Source organism: Paenibacillus nuruki (assembly GCF_001721045.1).
GTDB lineage: Bacteria > Bacillota > Bacilli > Paenibacillales > Paenibacillaceae > Saccharibacillus > Saccharibacillus nuruki.
The window spans coordinates 1-14,223 of sequence record NZ_MDER01000012.1; the positions used below are offsets into that span (position 1 = coordinate 1).

The 14,223-nt window shown below is 42.0% G+C and carries 11 protein-coding genes; 5 read left to right on the forward strand and 6 right to left on the reverse strand.

The genetic code is table 11. The features are described 5' to 3' along the window. Positions 1-351 precede the first annotated feature (351 nt). Entirely contained in the window at positions 352-516 is a 165-nt protein-coding gene (locus PTI45_RS23995; RefSeq protein ID WP_175425097.1) for a hypothetical protein, read from the forward strand. A 103-nt stretch (positions 517-619) separates the two neighbouring features. On the opposite strand, the gene PTI45_RS01180 is transcribed toward PTI45_RS23995, so the two are convergent. From PTI45_RS01180 to PTI45_RS01190, 3 genes are read right to left on the reverse strand one after another with little or no spacing between them, the layout of a single operon-like run. Further along, positions 620-1,495 (reverse strand): serine/threonine protein kinase, encoded by an 876-nt coding sequence (locus tag PTI45_RS01180; RefSeq protein WP_069325723.1) that lies wholly within the window; start codon positions 1,493-1,495, stop codon positions 620-622. Positions 1,496-1,524: 29 nt separating this feature from the next. Beyond that, complete coding sequence (locus PTI45_RS01185; RefSeq protein WP_069325724.1) at positions 1,525-2,577, reverse strand: YcjF family protein; 1,053 nt, start codon at positions 2,575-2,577, stop codon at positions 1,525-1,527. Between the two features lie 31 nt (positions 2,578-2,608). Continuing rightward, on the reverse strand, positions 2,609-3,640 hold the full coding sequence (locus tag PTI45_RS01190) for a zinc-binding alcohol dehydrogenase family protein (RefSeq protein ID WP_069325725.1): 1,032 nt from the start codon (positions 3,638-3,640) through the stop codon (positions 2,609-2,611). A gap of 195 nt (positions 3,641-3,835) precedes the next feature. On the opposite strand from PTI45_RS01190, the gene PTI45_RS01195 reads away from it, so the two are divergent. The 4 genes from PTI45_RS01195 to PTI45_RS01210 all read left to right on the forward strand — a co-directional run bounded on the left by PTI45_RS01195 (position 3,836) and on the right by PTI45_RS01210 (position 7,970). Beyond that, a complete protein-coding gene (locus tag PTI45_RS01195) occupies positions 3,836-4,690 on the forward strand; it encodes a sugar phosphate isomerase/epimerase family protein (RefSeq protein WP_069325726.1) in 855 nt (284 codons plus the stop codon). After that, entirely contained in the window at positions 4,690-5,874 is a 1,185-nt protein-coding gene (locus tag PTI45_RS01200; protein ID WP_069325727.1) for a Gfo/Idh/MocA family protein, read from the forward strand. The genes PTI45_RS01195 and PTI45_RS01200 overlap by 1 nt, the downstream gene beginning before the upstream one ends. 34 nt (positions 5,875-5,908) lie before the next feature. Next, entirely contained in the window at positions 5,909-7,042 is a 1,134-nt protein-coding gene (locus tag PTI45_RS01205; protein ID WP_069325728.1) for a Gfo/Idh/MocA family protein, read from the forward strand. Between the two features lie 64 nt (positions 7,043-7,106). Beyond that, entirely contained in the window at positions 7,107-7,970 is an 864-nt protein-coding gene (locus tag PTI45_RS01210; protein ID WP_069325729.1) for an AraC family transcriptional regulator, read from the forward strand. A gap of 79 nt (positions 7,971-8,049) precedes the next feature. On the opposite strand, the gene PTI45_RS01215 is transcribed toward PTI45_RS01210, so the two are convergent. Genes PTI45_RS01215 through PTI45_RS01225 form a run of 3 tightly spaced genes read right to left on the reverse strand, consistent with a single transcriptional unit; the run spans position 8,050 to position 14,128 of the window. Continuing rightward, positions 8,050-9,825, reverse strand: a complete 1,776-nt coding sequence (locus tag PTI45_RS01215) for an S-layer homology domain-containing protein (RefSeq protein WP_069325730.1) — start codon at positions 9,823-9,825, stop codon at positions 8,050-8,052. Between the two features lie 47 nt (positions 9,826-9,872). After that, complete coding sequence (locus PTI45_RS01220; RefSeq protein ID WP_069325731.1) at positions 9,873-10,997, reverse strand: response regulator; 1,125 nt, start codon at positions 10,995-10,997, stop codon at positions 9,873-9,875. Further along, on the reverse strand, positions 10,994-14,128 hold the full coding sequence (locus tag PTI45_RS01225; RefSeq protein WP_069325732.1) for a hybrid sensor histidine kinase/response regulator: 3,135 nt from the start codon (positions 14,126-14,128) through the stop codon (positions 10,994-10,996). The genes PTI45_RS01220 and PTI45_RS01225 overlap by 4 nt, the downstream gene beginning before the upstream one ends. Between the last annotated feature and the right edge of the window lie 95 nt (positions 14,129-14,223).

The following is a 14,223-nucleotide window of genomic DNA, read 5'->3' on the forward strand; positions in this document are numbered from 1 at the left end:
TCACTATTATTTATAATTTTACAAAAACTTAATTGATAAAATTTAATTTTACGCAATTCATTATAGTTATTATCGGTATGAACACTATGATTTAAAAGGTTTTTTATAAAAAAAGGTTATATATCTCTATTTTGACCTGAATCCGTATGCATATAGATAAGATTCAAAATGATTCTTTATTTAGAAACCTTATCCCCTCTTGCCCGTAGAAAGTAGAAAGGAATAGGAAATGTACTTAGTAAATGCAAACACATGTCAACCGTTTCCTATGTGTTAAGACCTATTCCGCTTCATTATTTCAAATAAAACCACAAATGTACTTCAAAATGAACAAAAAAGGAGCTATTTATTATGGGTATGATTAAAAGTCTGATCAAACATCTGATCTCTTCGAAGAAAAAGCGTAGGTGTTCGTATAGTAGCAGTGATCGTTATCGTCGTGGAGGTTTTCATAATCAACATGGGCGTGGACATTATCGAGGAAAGCGTTCATCCAGCTCGTATAGCAGTAGCTAATCCGAGGATGATGTATTTCTATCAAGACAAAACAAATATCCCGTGCAGAATATCGTTAAGAGATACGATGTTATTCTGTCGGGATATTTTTATGATCATTATTCTAATTTGAAATCATTTCAATCTCAGCAATAATCTGATCGATTTCTTGAGCAATCTCATCGATCTTATCGTAAGGCTGTGCTGGCTCCACGAGGAGCATACGACGAATCATCTGATGCGTACGTGGATGAAGAGACAATTCGTCTTCCCAGCTACCCTGTGATTGTTCTGTAGCGATAGAAGCTTCTTCGCTCTGCTCTTCATGACTATAGAGAAGGAATAACAACAAATGCCCCAAACCGTAAAAGTCGCTCGTTACATGCAAAGCTCGTCTAATCCGCTTCTCTTCCTGATCACCACTAACCAGCTCATCAAGTAGCGCTACACTTCTTGTTCCTTCTCCTTGTTGCCACATCAGCCCTAGATCGATCAAATAGACTTGATCTTGATCATAAATCACATTCGAAAGACTAATATCTCGGTGTACCCATCCTTGATGATGAATAGCAGTCACAATCTCTACTAATGGCTTCATCCATTGCAGAGCTTCACGTTCATTCAAGCGTATCCCTTGTTCGAAAATGAGCTCTCCTACATTATGCCCTTCCATATACGTCATCACCAGACAATGATAATGATGATATAGAAACGTATCGATCAATGCAGGAATGCAAGGATGATCTATTGCCGCCATCGCTTTACATTCACGGTCATAGATTAATTGTGCACGCCTATGACCACCACGCAAAGGGTAGACTCTTTTCAATACACAGGTCTGCAAGGTCTGGATATCTTCGCATAGATAAGTGACACCATAACTTCCTGTGCCTAAGCGTCTACTAATCCGATAACGCTCATGAATAAGCTGTCCTTCTGCAAAGTGTCGCTCTTGAACCCAGCGCATCAGATGACCTTGTAGTCGTTGTAATGCCTTCAATCATTTATCCAGCCTTTCTGTTCAGATGCTTATTTAGGATCGTCTACTGATGTGATCTGAGATATATCTTGTTTTTTGGTACGTTCACGGAATTTTTTGTATAATTTGCCGACGGTTTCAGGAGTGACTTCGATATTACGTTCGTATGCATATTTCACAGAATAACCTAGTGCTAATGTAATTGCTCCCGCCACGCCTGCTCCAGCTACAGAACCTGCACCCGGGAAGATTTTGAGCACTTGAGCAAATAGACTTTTGCCTAGATTACCAATAATAGCTGTAATCACTATTTCTTTCGCGGTTTCACGACTAATCGGCTTATTATACAGTGCAGCTAAGCGTGTCAGTAGCCCGATCTGAATCGCTGTGATCGGAATAATATCAGCTCCTGGAATAGGTGCTGCTCCTATCGCCCCCGCCGAAGTAGCCGCGCCCACAATCCATTTGTTGGCAGTTGACGATTTTTCTTTGATCGTACGGGCGAATAGAATGTCCTTACTTTTTTTTTTCAATAGATCCAAAATGCTATCACGTAATGTATCAATATTTTGTCCGGTGCGTGAAGATACGGGAATGACTTGATATTTATGCCCTGTTTCTTGTTGAATACGACGAACCAGACGATCAATCTCATCTGCCGCATCAATTTTGTTCAATACAATAATAATATTGCTATTGATTTTCTCTAGTGCTTGTAATGAATTTTTTTCAGCTTCTGAATATACGGTTCCTGCGGCATTTAGGAAAAAAAGAACCACATCCGTTTTGCGATAATATTCGCGTGTCACGGCTGAGTTGCTAAGATTCACATCATTCAAGCCCGGTGTATCGATAAAAATAATCTTTTCCCGATAAGCATAAGGCTTAATCTCGGTCGTCTCACCCGGTTCGGCGCCGACACCAGCTACTTCTTCGCCTACAATCCGATTAATGGTCGATGACTTCCCTGCATTCACATCACCGATTAAAGCGATCAATACTTCATCTTTCATCTGGCGATTAATCTCATCCATTTCTTTATCAAAAGCTTCATCTGCTGTTTTGCGAATCGTCGCTTTGAGCTGGTCATTATTCGTACTCATCGTGTGCCCCCTATATAGATCAAAATATCGTTTACGATTCAAAATCTTCTAATACTAATTTGCCAATCATATCGCCTGCTTCTAACAATCGATGGGCTTCTCGTAACTGAGTGGCATTGATCGGACGTAGACGCTTGGTTTCTGTCGTACGAAGCTTTCCTTCATCAATGTGAGTAGCAATCCGATTCAAAATTATACCTTGCTCACTCATATCGTCTGTCTCATACATCGAACGGGTGAACATAAATTCCCAGACAAACGTAGCACTTTTGTTTTTGAGTGCTTCCAGATCAATCGGTTGCTCGGTTTCGACAATCGAACAGATTTTGCCTTGTGGTGCTATCGCATCCGCCATATGTTGCCAGTGTTGATCGGTATGATTTAAGCATAAAATATAATGCACATCGGAAAAACCTATCTTTTTCAACTGAGGCACAAATGTATCATGGTGGTTAATCACATGATCGGCTCCATGTGCTTTCGCCCAATCTGATGTTTCTGGACGTGAAGCTGTACCAATAACCGTCAATCCTGCCAGATGTGCAATCTGTGTAGCGATAGAACCGACTCCGCCTGCGGCATTGATAATCAATATTGTTTTGCCAGAATTGGATACTGTATCTTCCGAAATTCCCAGACGCTCATGAATTGCTTCCCATGCTGTAAGTGCAGTCAAAGGCAAAGCAGCCGCAGCGGCAAAATCAAGTGACTTCGGCTTATGCCCTACAATTCGTTCATCAACAAGATGGTATTCACTGTTACCACCTGCTCGTGCAACACTCCCTGCATAGAAGACCTCATCTCCTACCTGAAAATGAGTGACTTGATTTCCTACTTCAACCACAATACCCGCTACATCCCAGCCTAGAATACGTGGATTCTCTTCCACTTGATCTTTGGGTGCTCTAATCTTGGTATCTACAGGATTCACAGAAATCGCTTGGACTTGTACCAATAGATCATGTCCACTAGCCGATGGTCTCGGTATTTCTACATCTAATAGACTGTCTGCTTGATCGATAGGTAAGTAATGGGTCACCCCTACAGCTTTCATCGTATTCATTATTTCATCCCTCCGGTATCTATGTACTTCTTTGGTATATATTTACCCGTTATTCATTTATCTCACACTAACCGCTTCGCTCTTTTATTTATCCCTTATTCTACTTCTACGTTCAGATCACCTTATTGGATACAAATACATGGTACATTGGGCAAATCAATGGATGTATGTGACGAAGGAGCTGACGATCTACGTATGAAACTTTCTGTGTTTACCGTATGTACTCCTGATCTAACACCTGAACAATTGATTACAGCAGCAACTCAAGCAGGGATAGACGGGATTGAGTGGCGGTTTGCGTCTATTCCTAAAGAAGCTTTAGCAGAAGAACCTTCGTTCTGGCGACATAATCGTTGTTCGATTGATCCAGAACATACCGAACCGAGCGTCTCGATCATTAAGCAATCTGTACAGCAACATCAATTGGAATCGATTGCTCTTGTGCCTTATCTAAAATGTGGTGATCTAGACAGCACCCATCATGCTTTTGCCACTGCTCAGCAACTGGGAGCTTCGATGATGCGTGTTGGTGTGCCAATGTATGATCGCACCCGTCATTATCGTGATCTGGATGCAGAAGCGACCCGGTACCTTTCCAGTGTGCAAGAACTCGCTCAACAATACGGGATCCAAGCATTGATCGAAACGCATCATCAGACGATAGCTGCCAGTGCTTCTGCCGCTTTACGTCTGGTTGAACATCTTGATCCAGAACATATAGGCGTTCTCTACGATCCGGGCAATATGGTGCATGAAGGATATGAGAATTATCGGATGGGACTTCAATTACTCGGGCCTTATCTGGCTCATGTTCATGTTAAAAATGCAGCATGGATACAACAAGATCAGCAGTGGCATTGTCAGTGGGCTCCGATGCTTGAAGGTATCGTTCCGTGGCAACAGATTATTAGTGATCTGCAAAGTGTAGGATACGACGGTTATCTGGGTGTCGAAGACTTTAGCGGACAAATGGATTCCTTCGAGATGTTGCAGTATTTTGCCGGATCATTCCGTGAGCTTGCCGGACAGTATATCAAGGAGGGACAGTAATGACACAGTCAGATTCTAGCGTACGTGTAGGTATTATTGGAGTCGGCAATATGGGGAGTGCTCATGCCCGCACTTTATTATCAGGGACGATCAAGGGTGCAGAACTTGTCGCTGTCTGCGATATTCGAGAAATGATGCGTGATTGGGTGAGTGAACAGTTATCACCGACACTGGCTTTTTGGACAAATGCAGAAGAGATGTTGTCTTCAGGTACGGTGGATGCTGTCATTCTAGCGACTCCTCATTATGATCATGCAAGACAAGCGGCACTCGCTTTTGGCGCAGGTATTCATGTCTTAGTTGAAAAGCCTGCTGGCGTATACACAAGACAAGTACGAGAAATGAATGAAGCCGCTGCTCAAAGTGGTAGTGTCTTTTCGATCATGTACAATCAACGTACCAATCCCCTTTATATCAAATTAAAAGACTTGATCTCTTCCGGTGAACTGGGCGAGATTAGACGGCTGAATTGGATTATTACTAACTGGTATCGGTCGCAAAGTTATTACGATTCTGGCGGTTGGCGTGCGACATGGAGTGGTGAAGGTGGTGGGGTGTTGATCAATCAATGTCCACATCAACTCGATCTATTGCAATGGACAACAGGGATGATGCCTACACGTATTCGAGCATTTTGCCAGTTCGGTAAGTATCGCAATATTGAAGTGGAAGATGATGTGACTGCTTATGCCGAATATGAGAATGGCGCAACCGCTGTATTTATTACTACCACAGGTGAATATCCGGGTAGCAATCGATTTGAAATTACAGGCGATCAAGGCAAAATCGTAATCGAAAACGACACCCTGACATTTTGGCGCTTACGTGAATCAGAGACTCAATTTAATAAGCATTATGAAGGCAAGTTCGGGCATCCTGAATGTTGGAAATGTGAGATCCCGATCGAAGGCATCGAGACCGGTCATCCAGGCATTATACAAAATTGGATCGATAGTATTCAGCATGGTACAGCTCTGATTGCTCCCGGGGAAGAAGGGATTCGTGGATTGAGCTTATCGAATGCGATGTATTTATCTACATGGATCGATGATTGGGTAGCATTGCCTGTCAGTGAAGAACAATTTGAACATGAATTAGAACAACGTAAACAACATTCCTCGATCTCCAAAAGTAATGCGGCAACTGACCAACTGCCTACAGATCTAAGTGCTACGTATAAATAATTTTGTATAAGCTATGTATTTAGGAGGTTTAGAGATGAGTCAGAACCACAAAGACGGCATGTTCTATGCACCAACAAGTGAATATCAATCTCAAATCGTCTGTGCCCCCGGTCAATTTCAGATCGCTGTTGCTGCACTGGATCACGGGCATATCTATGGAATGTGTGAAGGACTGGTACAAGCGGGAGCTTCGGTCAAATGGGTGTATGATCCTGATCCACTCAAAGTCGAACAATTTCGTAAGCAATTCCCTGAAGTGGCTATTGCTCCAACATTAGAGCATATTTTACAAGATGACGATATTGTGTTGGTGGCTGCGGCGGCTATTCCAGCAGATCGAGGGCCTTTGGGGATACAGGTTATGCAAGCAGGCAAAGATTATTTTACAGACAAAGCGCCATTTACTACACTGGATCAGCTGACTCAAGCTAGGCTAGAAGCAGAACGTAGTGGACGTAAATATATGGTCTATTATAGTGAACGTCTGCATGTAGAAAGTGCTGTCTATGCAGAGCAATTGATTGGGCAAGGTGCAATCGGACGTGTCATACAGGTGATCGGCACAGGGCCTCATCGCTTACAAGCTTCCAAGCGACCGGACTGGTTTTTTCAGCGTGAACGGTATGGCGGTATTTTGTGCGATATTGGAAGTCATCAGATTGAACAATTTTTAACCTTTACAGGTTCTACAGATGCATCGATTCAGCACAGTCGTGTTGCAAACTTTCATCATCCTCAATATCCAGAATTAGAAGACTTCGGAGAAATTTCATTGCTAGGAGATAGTGGAGCTTCGGGATATATGCGTGTCGATTGGTTTACACCGGAAGGGCTTAGTACATGGGGAGATGGACGAACGACTATTCTAGGCACAGACGGTTATATTGAACTGCGTAAATATGTAGATATCGCTCGGGATTCTACAGGAGATCATGTGTATCTGGTTAATCACGAAGGTGAATATCATTTTGACGTAAAAGGTAAAGTGGGTTATCCCTTTTTCGGTCAACTGATATTGGATGTATTGGAACGAACAGAGCGTGCGATGACACAAGAGCATGCATTCAAAGCCGCTGAATTATGTCTACTTTCACAACAACAAGCGTGGAATCAAGCAGCGCCTTTGCAAGGATTTACTTCTTCGCCTGTAGTGAATCGACTGTCCTAGCATTCTCTGTCAGTGTTACAATGGAGTCGAGATTATAGACCCATTGCAGGAGGTACACTGGCAGATGCCAAATACATTGCGTTTAGACCAGTCTGTCACTTATGGATATCGCTCGGAAATGCCTTTTCAACCACCGACCGTCGATGGATTTCATTCTCATCTGCATTATGAAATTTATTATTTTCATGCAGGTGTATGTACGTATATTATTGGAGATCGCAGTTATGATCTACGTCCAGGCGATGTGTTATTGATGCATGGTATGACATTACACCGTCCTCATCCTGCTCCAGATCAGCCTTATATTCGTACAATTTTGCATTTTGATCCGTCGGTGTTACACAATTATATTCAAGCAAAACATATCACGGAATTACTATATCCTTTTGAACAGATCGGTAATTGTCGTCTTTCTCTGAATCCAGAGCAACAAGCGGAATGGGAGCAATCTTTGGCTTCTCTTCAACAGATCGCTCCTCAGGCAAATGAAAAAGTATCGCTGCGATTTATGATGCGTATGTGTGATCTACTGTCTTTACTTGCAGAACGATGCAAGCAAGAACATATTGCCTATGAGCGTATCGGCAAATCAGGATATGCACAGGCGATCCTTGATTATATCGAAGCTCATTATATGCACGATATCACACTGGATCATATTGCCGATCATCTTCATCTCTCCAAGCCTTATATTGCAAGCGTATTCAAGCAATCGACAGGGACAACCGTGTTCAAATATCTATACAATCGGCGGATTACACAGGCTACATTGTTATTTCAATATCAAGCCGATCTATCGATTACAGAAGCAAGTCGATTGGTTGGATTCAAGCAATTAACTCATTTTAGCCGACTATTCAAGCAAATGGTCGGTTGCTCACCTGAAGTGTACCGAGCCAAGTGGGTCAACACTATAGTCGATTCGTAATAAGTAGCAAAGCCTGATCACTGTAAGTTATATCTACAGTAATCAGGCTTTTTGTATGTTTACTATTACATGTGTGACCTTAAGATTGTATCCAACCGGATTGCTGTAACAACCGACGAATCATCACTGTCGCTTGTGCGCGGGATACGTCGCTTTGCGGCTGAATCGCTCCTTGAACACCTTCAAGAATATGATATTTCACGGATAGTGCTAGTGCAGGTACTGCCCAGTTGGATACTTTCTTCCGATCGGCAAATGGGTTTAGCTGTGCATTCGCTTCACGGGTCGTGATCACTGTGCTCAATCCTGTTAATTTCATCGCATGACTTAAGATCTCGCTGGCTTCTTCACGGGTAATCTGCTGATTCGGACGGAAAGTCGTATCATTGTATCCTTCAATCAGTCCATGATTACTTGCACTACCAATCACACCTGCATACCAATCGGAATCATGTACATCCGAGAAAGTGGTCTTACTTGGCTCCGCAGATAATCCTAGTGCTCTTACGATCATCGCCGCAAATTCTGCTCGTGTCACCAGTCGATCAGGCGCAAATACTCCCCCTTTTTCACCTGTGACTATCAGTCGAGAAGCCATATCATTCACATCTGCTGAGCTCCAATGAGAACGAGTATCTATCAAAGATGGATGATGAGATACCAGTGCATAGATGCCATTAGTCCATCCATGAATATGTGCTGTAGCACTGCTATCATTCGGTGATGAGATCAATGTAGGTACAGGATGCATGGAATGATCGGCTTGATATACTATTGCTGTAGTAGGTTTGGACGATATTGAATCTGTCGATGTTGTTACCGGTACTGGCATCGTAAGTTCTAGACTTTGATCGGTGCCTTGCGGAGAAATAGGTACGGTCTGTCCATCATATGAAGCTTGTAATTGTACACTTACAGGCGAGCCGACGATATTGATTTGTTGTAGATTTAATAGTGATTGCAGAGATGCTATATCATTATTGGATGGTGTCTTTATCTGAATCGTCAACGTGATTGAGGTCATCGATACAGGTGGCTTTGCAAAAGACTGTATTACCTTTTGCGGTTCTAACATAGCGATTGGTAATGTATAGGTGACTTGCGGAAAGACAATCATGATCATTGCTTTTTGATCGTATAATGCTTGTAGTAACGAACCTTCGATCGGTATCTGTATCGATGAATGATTACTTGTCACTGGAATCGTCAATGTATGCTCGCTATTAGCGGTGAGTTGCTCAATCGCTACATCGTTATTGATCTGGATAGAAGTGGTACCTGATGGGTCTGATTGGATCGTTGTCAGCGGATGAATAGCTGTTGGGTCAGTATCGGAATCATCAAGCGGAGTGGTCTTAGAATTTATTATAGGATCAGCTGACCCGACTACACTATCTGAGATGGATGGATGAGTCGTAGGGATCATCAAGCTTGCTGTTGGATCAGCAAATAGATACGTACCCTCTCTACCTAACTGAATCACAGCCAATAAGCGGTTATTTGTCGGATCGGCTTGCTCTCGAATATAGAGGTAACCCGGTTGCCACCGTATAGGCGTCACTATATCATCAGCTTGAATCCAGTGACCATTGATTCCATCTGTAGAATCTAGACTGTATTCGATCAAAGGAGTCGTCCCTGTTAACCAACCTGCAAGCACATTAATATCGACACTCTGTAGATCCACAGACGATCCTGCAAGTACAACAGGTGATAACAAGCTATCCCATCCTAAGGTATCTTCTGCTTTAGCCGATTTCACTCCGCCCCATCCCCATGCCATGATTATCAACAGACTGACACAACAGGCGTACACCGAATAGCGAACTGCATAACGTCCTTTATACCGATCCATCGCTAACCCCCTACTCTTTTCTGTACATCCGTATTTCTTGAATCATTCTATTGATGAAGTCGTTGGTATAACTGGACAGTTTCTTTTTCAGGTTCAATACCCAAGTCTTCTCGAAGCAAATTCACAAATCCTCGATAACAACTCGCTAATAATGCGTGATGACCAATACTTGCATAAGCTGTCATCAATAAGCGGCAGATTTCTTCAGAATATGGATCTTTCTGCCATGCTCCTAATAAACGCTGAATCGCTTGCTGTTCCCGGTGATGAGTAATCTCATATTGAGCGGTAGTAAACAGCAAATTCATATACGCATGCAGTAGATTTTGACGGCGAATACTTGCCCATGGATAATCATGTTCTTCTAAATAATCCCCTCGATATAACGATAACAAGTGATCATTTTGATGATAACAATCTTCTGCATAATCTTTGTCTGCTTGAATACCTGCTTCAAAGCGATCTACATCATTCATAATGCCTTCTTGATTCAAACGGTACCCTTCTTGCGCATATTCTAACTTGGTCGTAATGCCCCATTCTTTGAGCAACTTGCGAATCTGATAGACCGATGTATGCAAATGAGTCGTCGCTTTTTCCTCTGTATATTCCGGCCATAACGCATCGATGATTTTTTCTTTGGAGACCCATTCGCCTTTATGATGTAGCAAAAATGCAAACAGTTCTTGTGCTTTCATCGTGCGCCATTTCAGCTTTTTGCCATCATGTTGTCCATCTTGTAAAGTAAGTCGCTTAAAGCATAATACTTTGACAACATCTTCAACTTGCTGAGGTTCCTGTGCTTGGGGTACAGGAATAGAATGACGAATACGTTCTAGTGTTTTCTGGAAACGAACCGGTACAATCGGCTTCAAAATATAATCCAGTGCATTCAATTCAAAAGCTTCTAAAGCATATTCCGAATAAGCTGTAATATAAATAATTTTGATCTCCTGATCGATCTGTTGAATATATTCAGCCGCTTCTAGACCGTTAATCTCAGGCATACCGATATCAAGAAAAACAATATCTGTTTTATTTTTCTTCAGGTGATCAATACCAGCTTGAGCAAATGTGTATTTGCCGACCACTTCAATATTTCCATCTTTGTTTAATAGTTTTTCCAAATGTAACAACGCCGGCTTCTCATCATCAATCAAAATGGCTCTCATGCGCTTACTTCACCTCCCGGAATCGTAAAGCTTATCGTTGTTCCTTTGCCGACTGTGCTTTCAATATGAAGCCCTTGACCATACATCGCTAGTAGTCGTTTGTGAATATTGATCACTCCGACACCGCTATTGGCTGATGTAGATTCTCCTGCTAATAAAGCAGGAATCTTCTCAGGTGCCATCCCTATACCGTCATCTTGAATACGGACAAGTAGATTATTCTGTTGTTCTTGAATAGAGATAGTTAATATCCCTCCTACTGCTCTGTTCATCAGTCCATGACGTACTGCATTTTCAACAAGGGGTTGGATACTGAGCGGTGGAATCATCTGCCCTAGTTCACGATCCACATCCCATACAATCTGCAAACGTTCATCAAACCGTGCTTTTTCAAGCGATAGATAAGACTGAATCAATTCAATTTCTTTATTTAAAGTCGTTAACTGATCTCGATTCTGAAAATCAAAACTTCGCCGTAAATATTGACTAAGCTCAATTAACAACTCTGAGGCTTGATCCGGATCGATCGAACACATCGCAATAATCGTATTCAGCGCATTATATAAGAAATGCGGCTTGATCTGTGCTTGCAAAAATGCCATTTCAGTACGCAACACGGTCTGCACCGAAGACTTCAGTTCTAATAAAGTGTTCACACGTGCTCTTAGTTCAATCGCATGAACAGGCTTACCTAGAAAATCATTGACCCCTGCGGCAAATCCATTCTGAATATCTTCAGGACGACTGCGTGCGGTTAACATCAATATCGGTAGTTCGGATAAGGAGTAGCGTTGACGAACTTGACGACACAGTTCCAATCCAGACATCCCGGGCATCATCCAATCGGTAATCATCAGATCAATCTTCGGATGATATCGTAATTTATCTAGTGCCGCTTTCCCACTTTGCGCTTCGATCACTACATATTGTTGTAACGATAAAATGTTATTCAACACCCGTAAGTTCACCGGATCATCATCTACGATCAAGATCACTTGAGTATGATGTGAATGAGATAGCTCATCCTCTTTATTGATCAATGGCTCTTTCTCACGTTGGAGTACGGGTTTGCTTTTCGAAATAGACCGTTTCACTTCAGGTGGAGCGGTCATCGGTTGAACAGTATTTATCATTTCTTTGGTTATCGGCACATCAGCAGTAGGCAATGTAACTGTAAATGTAGATCCTTGACCAAGAACCGATTCTACCGTGATCTGCCCATCATTTAATTCAACTAACTTTTTGGTAATACTAAGTCCAAGCCCTGTGCCGGCGTAACTTTGCTCGGATAGCCCTAAGCCTTGTTCGAACGATTTGAAAATATCTTCATACCGATCTGCTTCAATTCCGATCCCTGTATCGACTACAGCGAAGGTAACATGCCCTGCACCGACTTCAACAATAAAACGAATCTCGCCTTGCTCTGTAAATTTCACAGCATTGCCGAGCAAATTATAAAGAATCTGACTTAACCGATCTTCATCGGTATATAAAGGAGGCACATATTCAGGCCATTCTTGGATAAATACAATCTGCCGTCCTGCGGCCGTATAACTAACAATCTCTAGCACCGATTCAGCAACAGTTCGTAGATTAACCGCTTTGCGATCCAGTAAAAGATCACCATTTTTCAACTTGGAATAATCCAAAATATCATTGATCAATGCGGCAAGCTTATGCCCTGTCGACGATACCACTATCAATTGCTCGACTTGCTTATCTTCCAGAGGCCCTGCGGCTCCTTCGATCAGTGATTCGGTCATATTAATCATGCCATGCAGCGGTGTACGAAGCGCATGCGAAGTATTTGCAATAAATTCATTTTTCAATTCATCTAATGTCAGTAATTGCTGAGATAGATTTTCAATTTGCTGAAAAGAAAGGGCAAATTGTCGACCGATCATCAGACACTGTGTAATCACAAAAAATAGTACTTCGATAGGAATAATAGCTGTATTATCTATAATTCCGCGCAAGCTAATGATACTGATAATAGCGACAACCGCCAGACTATGCACACTTAGAAGCATCGACTGACTATGCGGTTGCTTCCTGATCACTGCTCTGACTACGATATAGATTACATACGCAATCGTTAGTAGGTTACAGAGGAACCAGATTTGATCTATTTGTGTGAAAAAGGAAGTCGGTGTAAACACACTCATCGCTAGTAAAATAATGCTCATGATCCGATAACTACGTAACACAAGCACATGTGCTACATTAGGCAAAGATTTACTCACATAAAACAGCAAACAATAATAGAAAATCACCGAACAACCCAGTTGAACACGTAACACCAGTTCGTACGACAGTTCTGGCGATATCATACTGAACAACTTTTCTCCGTGAGTTAATACATGTAGAAAAGCAGCAATACAGAAAAATCCAAGATAAAGTAAGGTCTGATCTTTGCGTCGCATCTGATACAGAATCAATACATACAGACCCGGAAGTAAAAAGCCCCCCATGACAGCGATATCGCTAATAATAGAAATTTCACGTTCTTTTGTAATAGCAGTCATATCGCCAAAGTTAATCGGATAAGCGATACCACCAGAGGAATAACTATAATTCGATACTTGTACAACCAGATCAACAGTATTGCCATCGATAGGAACCCATGTGTTATAAGGCACATTGTTAGGGACTGTTGTTGCCGCTGTTGTACCAGGTGTTCCACTGGAACCTACCCGTTGTCCATTAATAAAAATTCGATGAGCAGTACGAATATTTTTGACATGAATCCCGTATAAACGTTCTGCTTGTTGCTGATCTCCTACCAGAATACGCAAATGGTAAGTAGCATATCCAAAAGCAGAGCTACCGTTTTGTTGCATGACTTTATTCCACGATTGAGGGACTTGAATCGGTTGCGCGGGAATATTTATTTTCGCTGATGCTCCATTTTGAAAATCTTGAGGGTTCAGAAATACAGAGGGATAGATATCCCATTCGCCATTTAGCGACACAGTACCGTTGGTACTATAATCCCATTGGCGTAAATCTATAACTCCATGTTGTGCGACAGGATGATCTATTTTATCGACAAGATATTGCCGGATAAATCCGTATACAGGCGCAGCGATTAGCAATAGTACGATTAAGGGCACTAGCCATTGTTTTTTCATAACGGCTCCTTCGTCTTCTAATATCTTGTGTCTATGTAAAGCCGATATTGCATCTTTGTGCAAATTTTATGCATGTCCTACTCTATATAACGGTT

Coding starts and splice junctions, on each gene's coding strand:
- PTI45_RS01225 (WP_069325732.1), bottom strand. CDS start 14,128: ATGAAAAAACAATGGCTAGTGCCCTTAATCGTACTATTGCTAATCGCT.
- PTI45_RS01205 (WP_069325728.1), top strand. CDS start 5,909: ATGAGTCAGAACCACAAAGACGGCATGTTCTATGCACCAACAAGTGAA.
- PTI45_RS01190 (WP_069325725.1), bottom strand. CDS start 3,640: ATGAATACGATGAAAGCTGTAGGGGTGACCCATTACTTACCTATCGAT.
- PTI45_RS01215 (WP_069325730.1), bottom strand. CDS start 9,825: ATGGATCGGTATAAAGGACGTTATGCAGTTCGCTATTCGGTGTACGCC.
- PTI45_RS01220 (WP_069325731.1), bottom strand. CDS start 10,997: ATGAGAGCCATTTTGATTGATGATGAGAAGCCGGCGTTGTTACATTTG.
- PTI45_RS01210 (WP_069325729.1), top strand. CDS start 7,107: ATGCCAAATACATTGCGTTTAGACCAGTCTGTCACTTATGGATATCGC.
- PTI45_RS01195 (WP_069325726.1), top strand. CDS start 3,836: ATGAAACTTTCTGTGTTTACCGTATGTACTCCTGATCTAACACCTGAA.
- PTI45_RS01185 (WP_069325724.1), bottom strand. CDS start 2,577: ATGAGTACGAATAATGACCAGCTCAAAGCGACGATTCGCAAAACAGCA.
- PTI45_RS23995 (WP_175425097.1), top strand. CDS start 352: ATGGGTATGATTAAAAGTCTGATCAAACATCTGATCTCTTCGAAGAAA.
- PTI45_RS01200 (WP_069325727.1), top strand. CDS start 4,690: ATGACACAGTCAGATTCTAGCGTACGTGTAGGTATTATTGGAGTCGGC.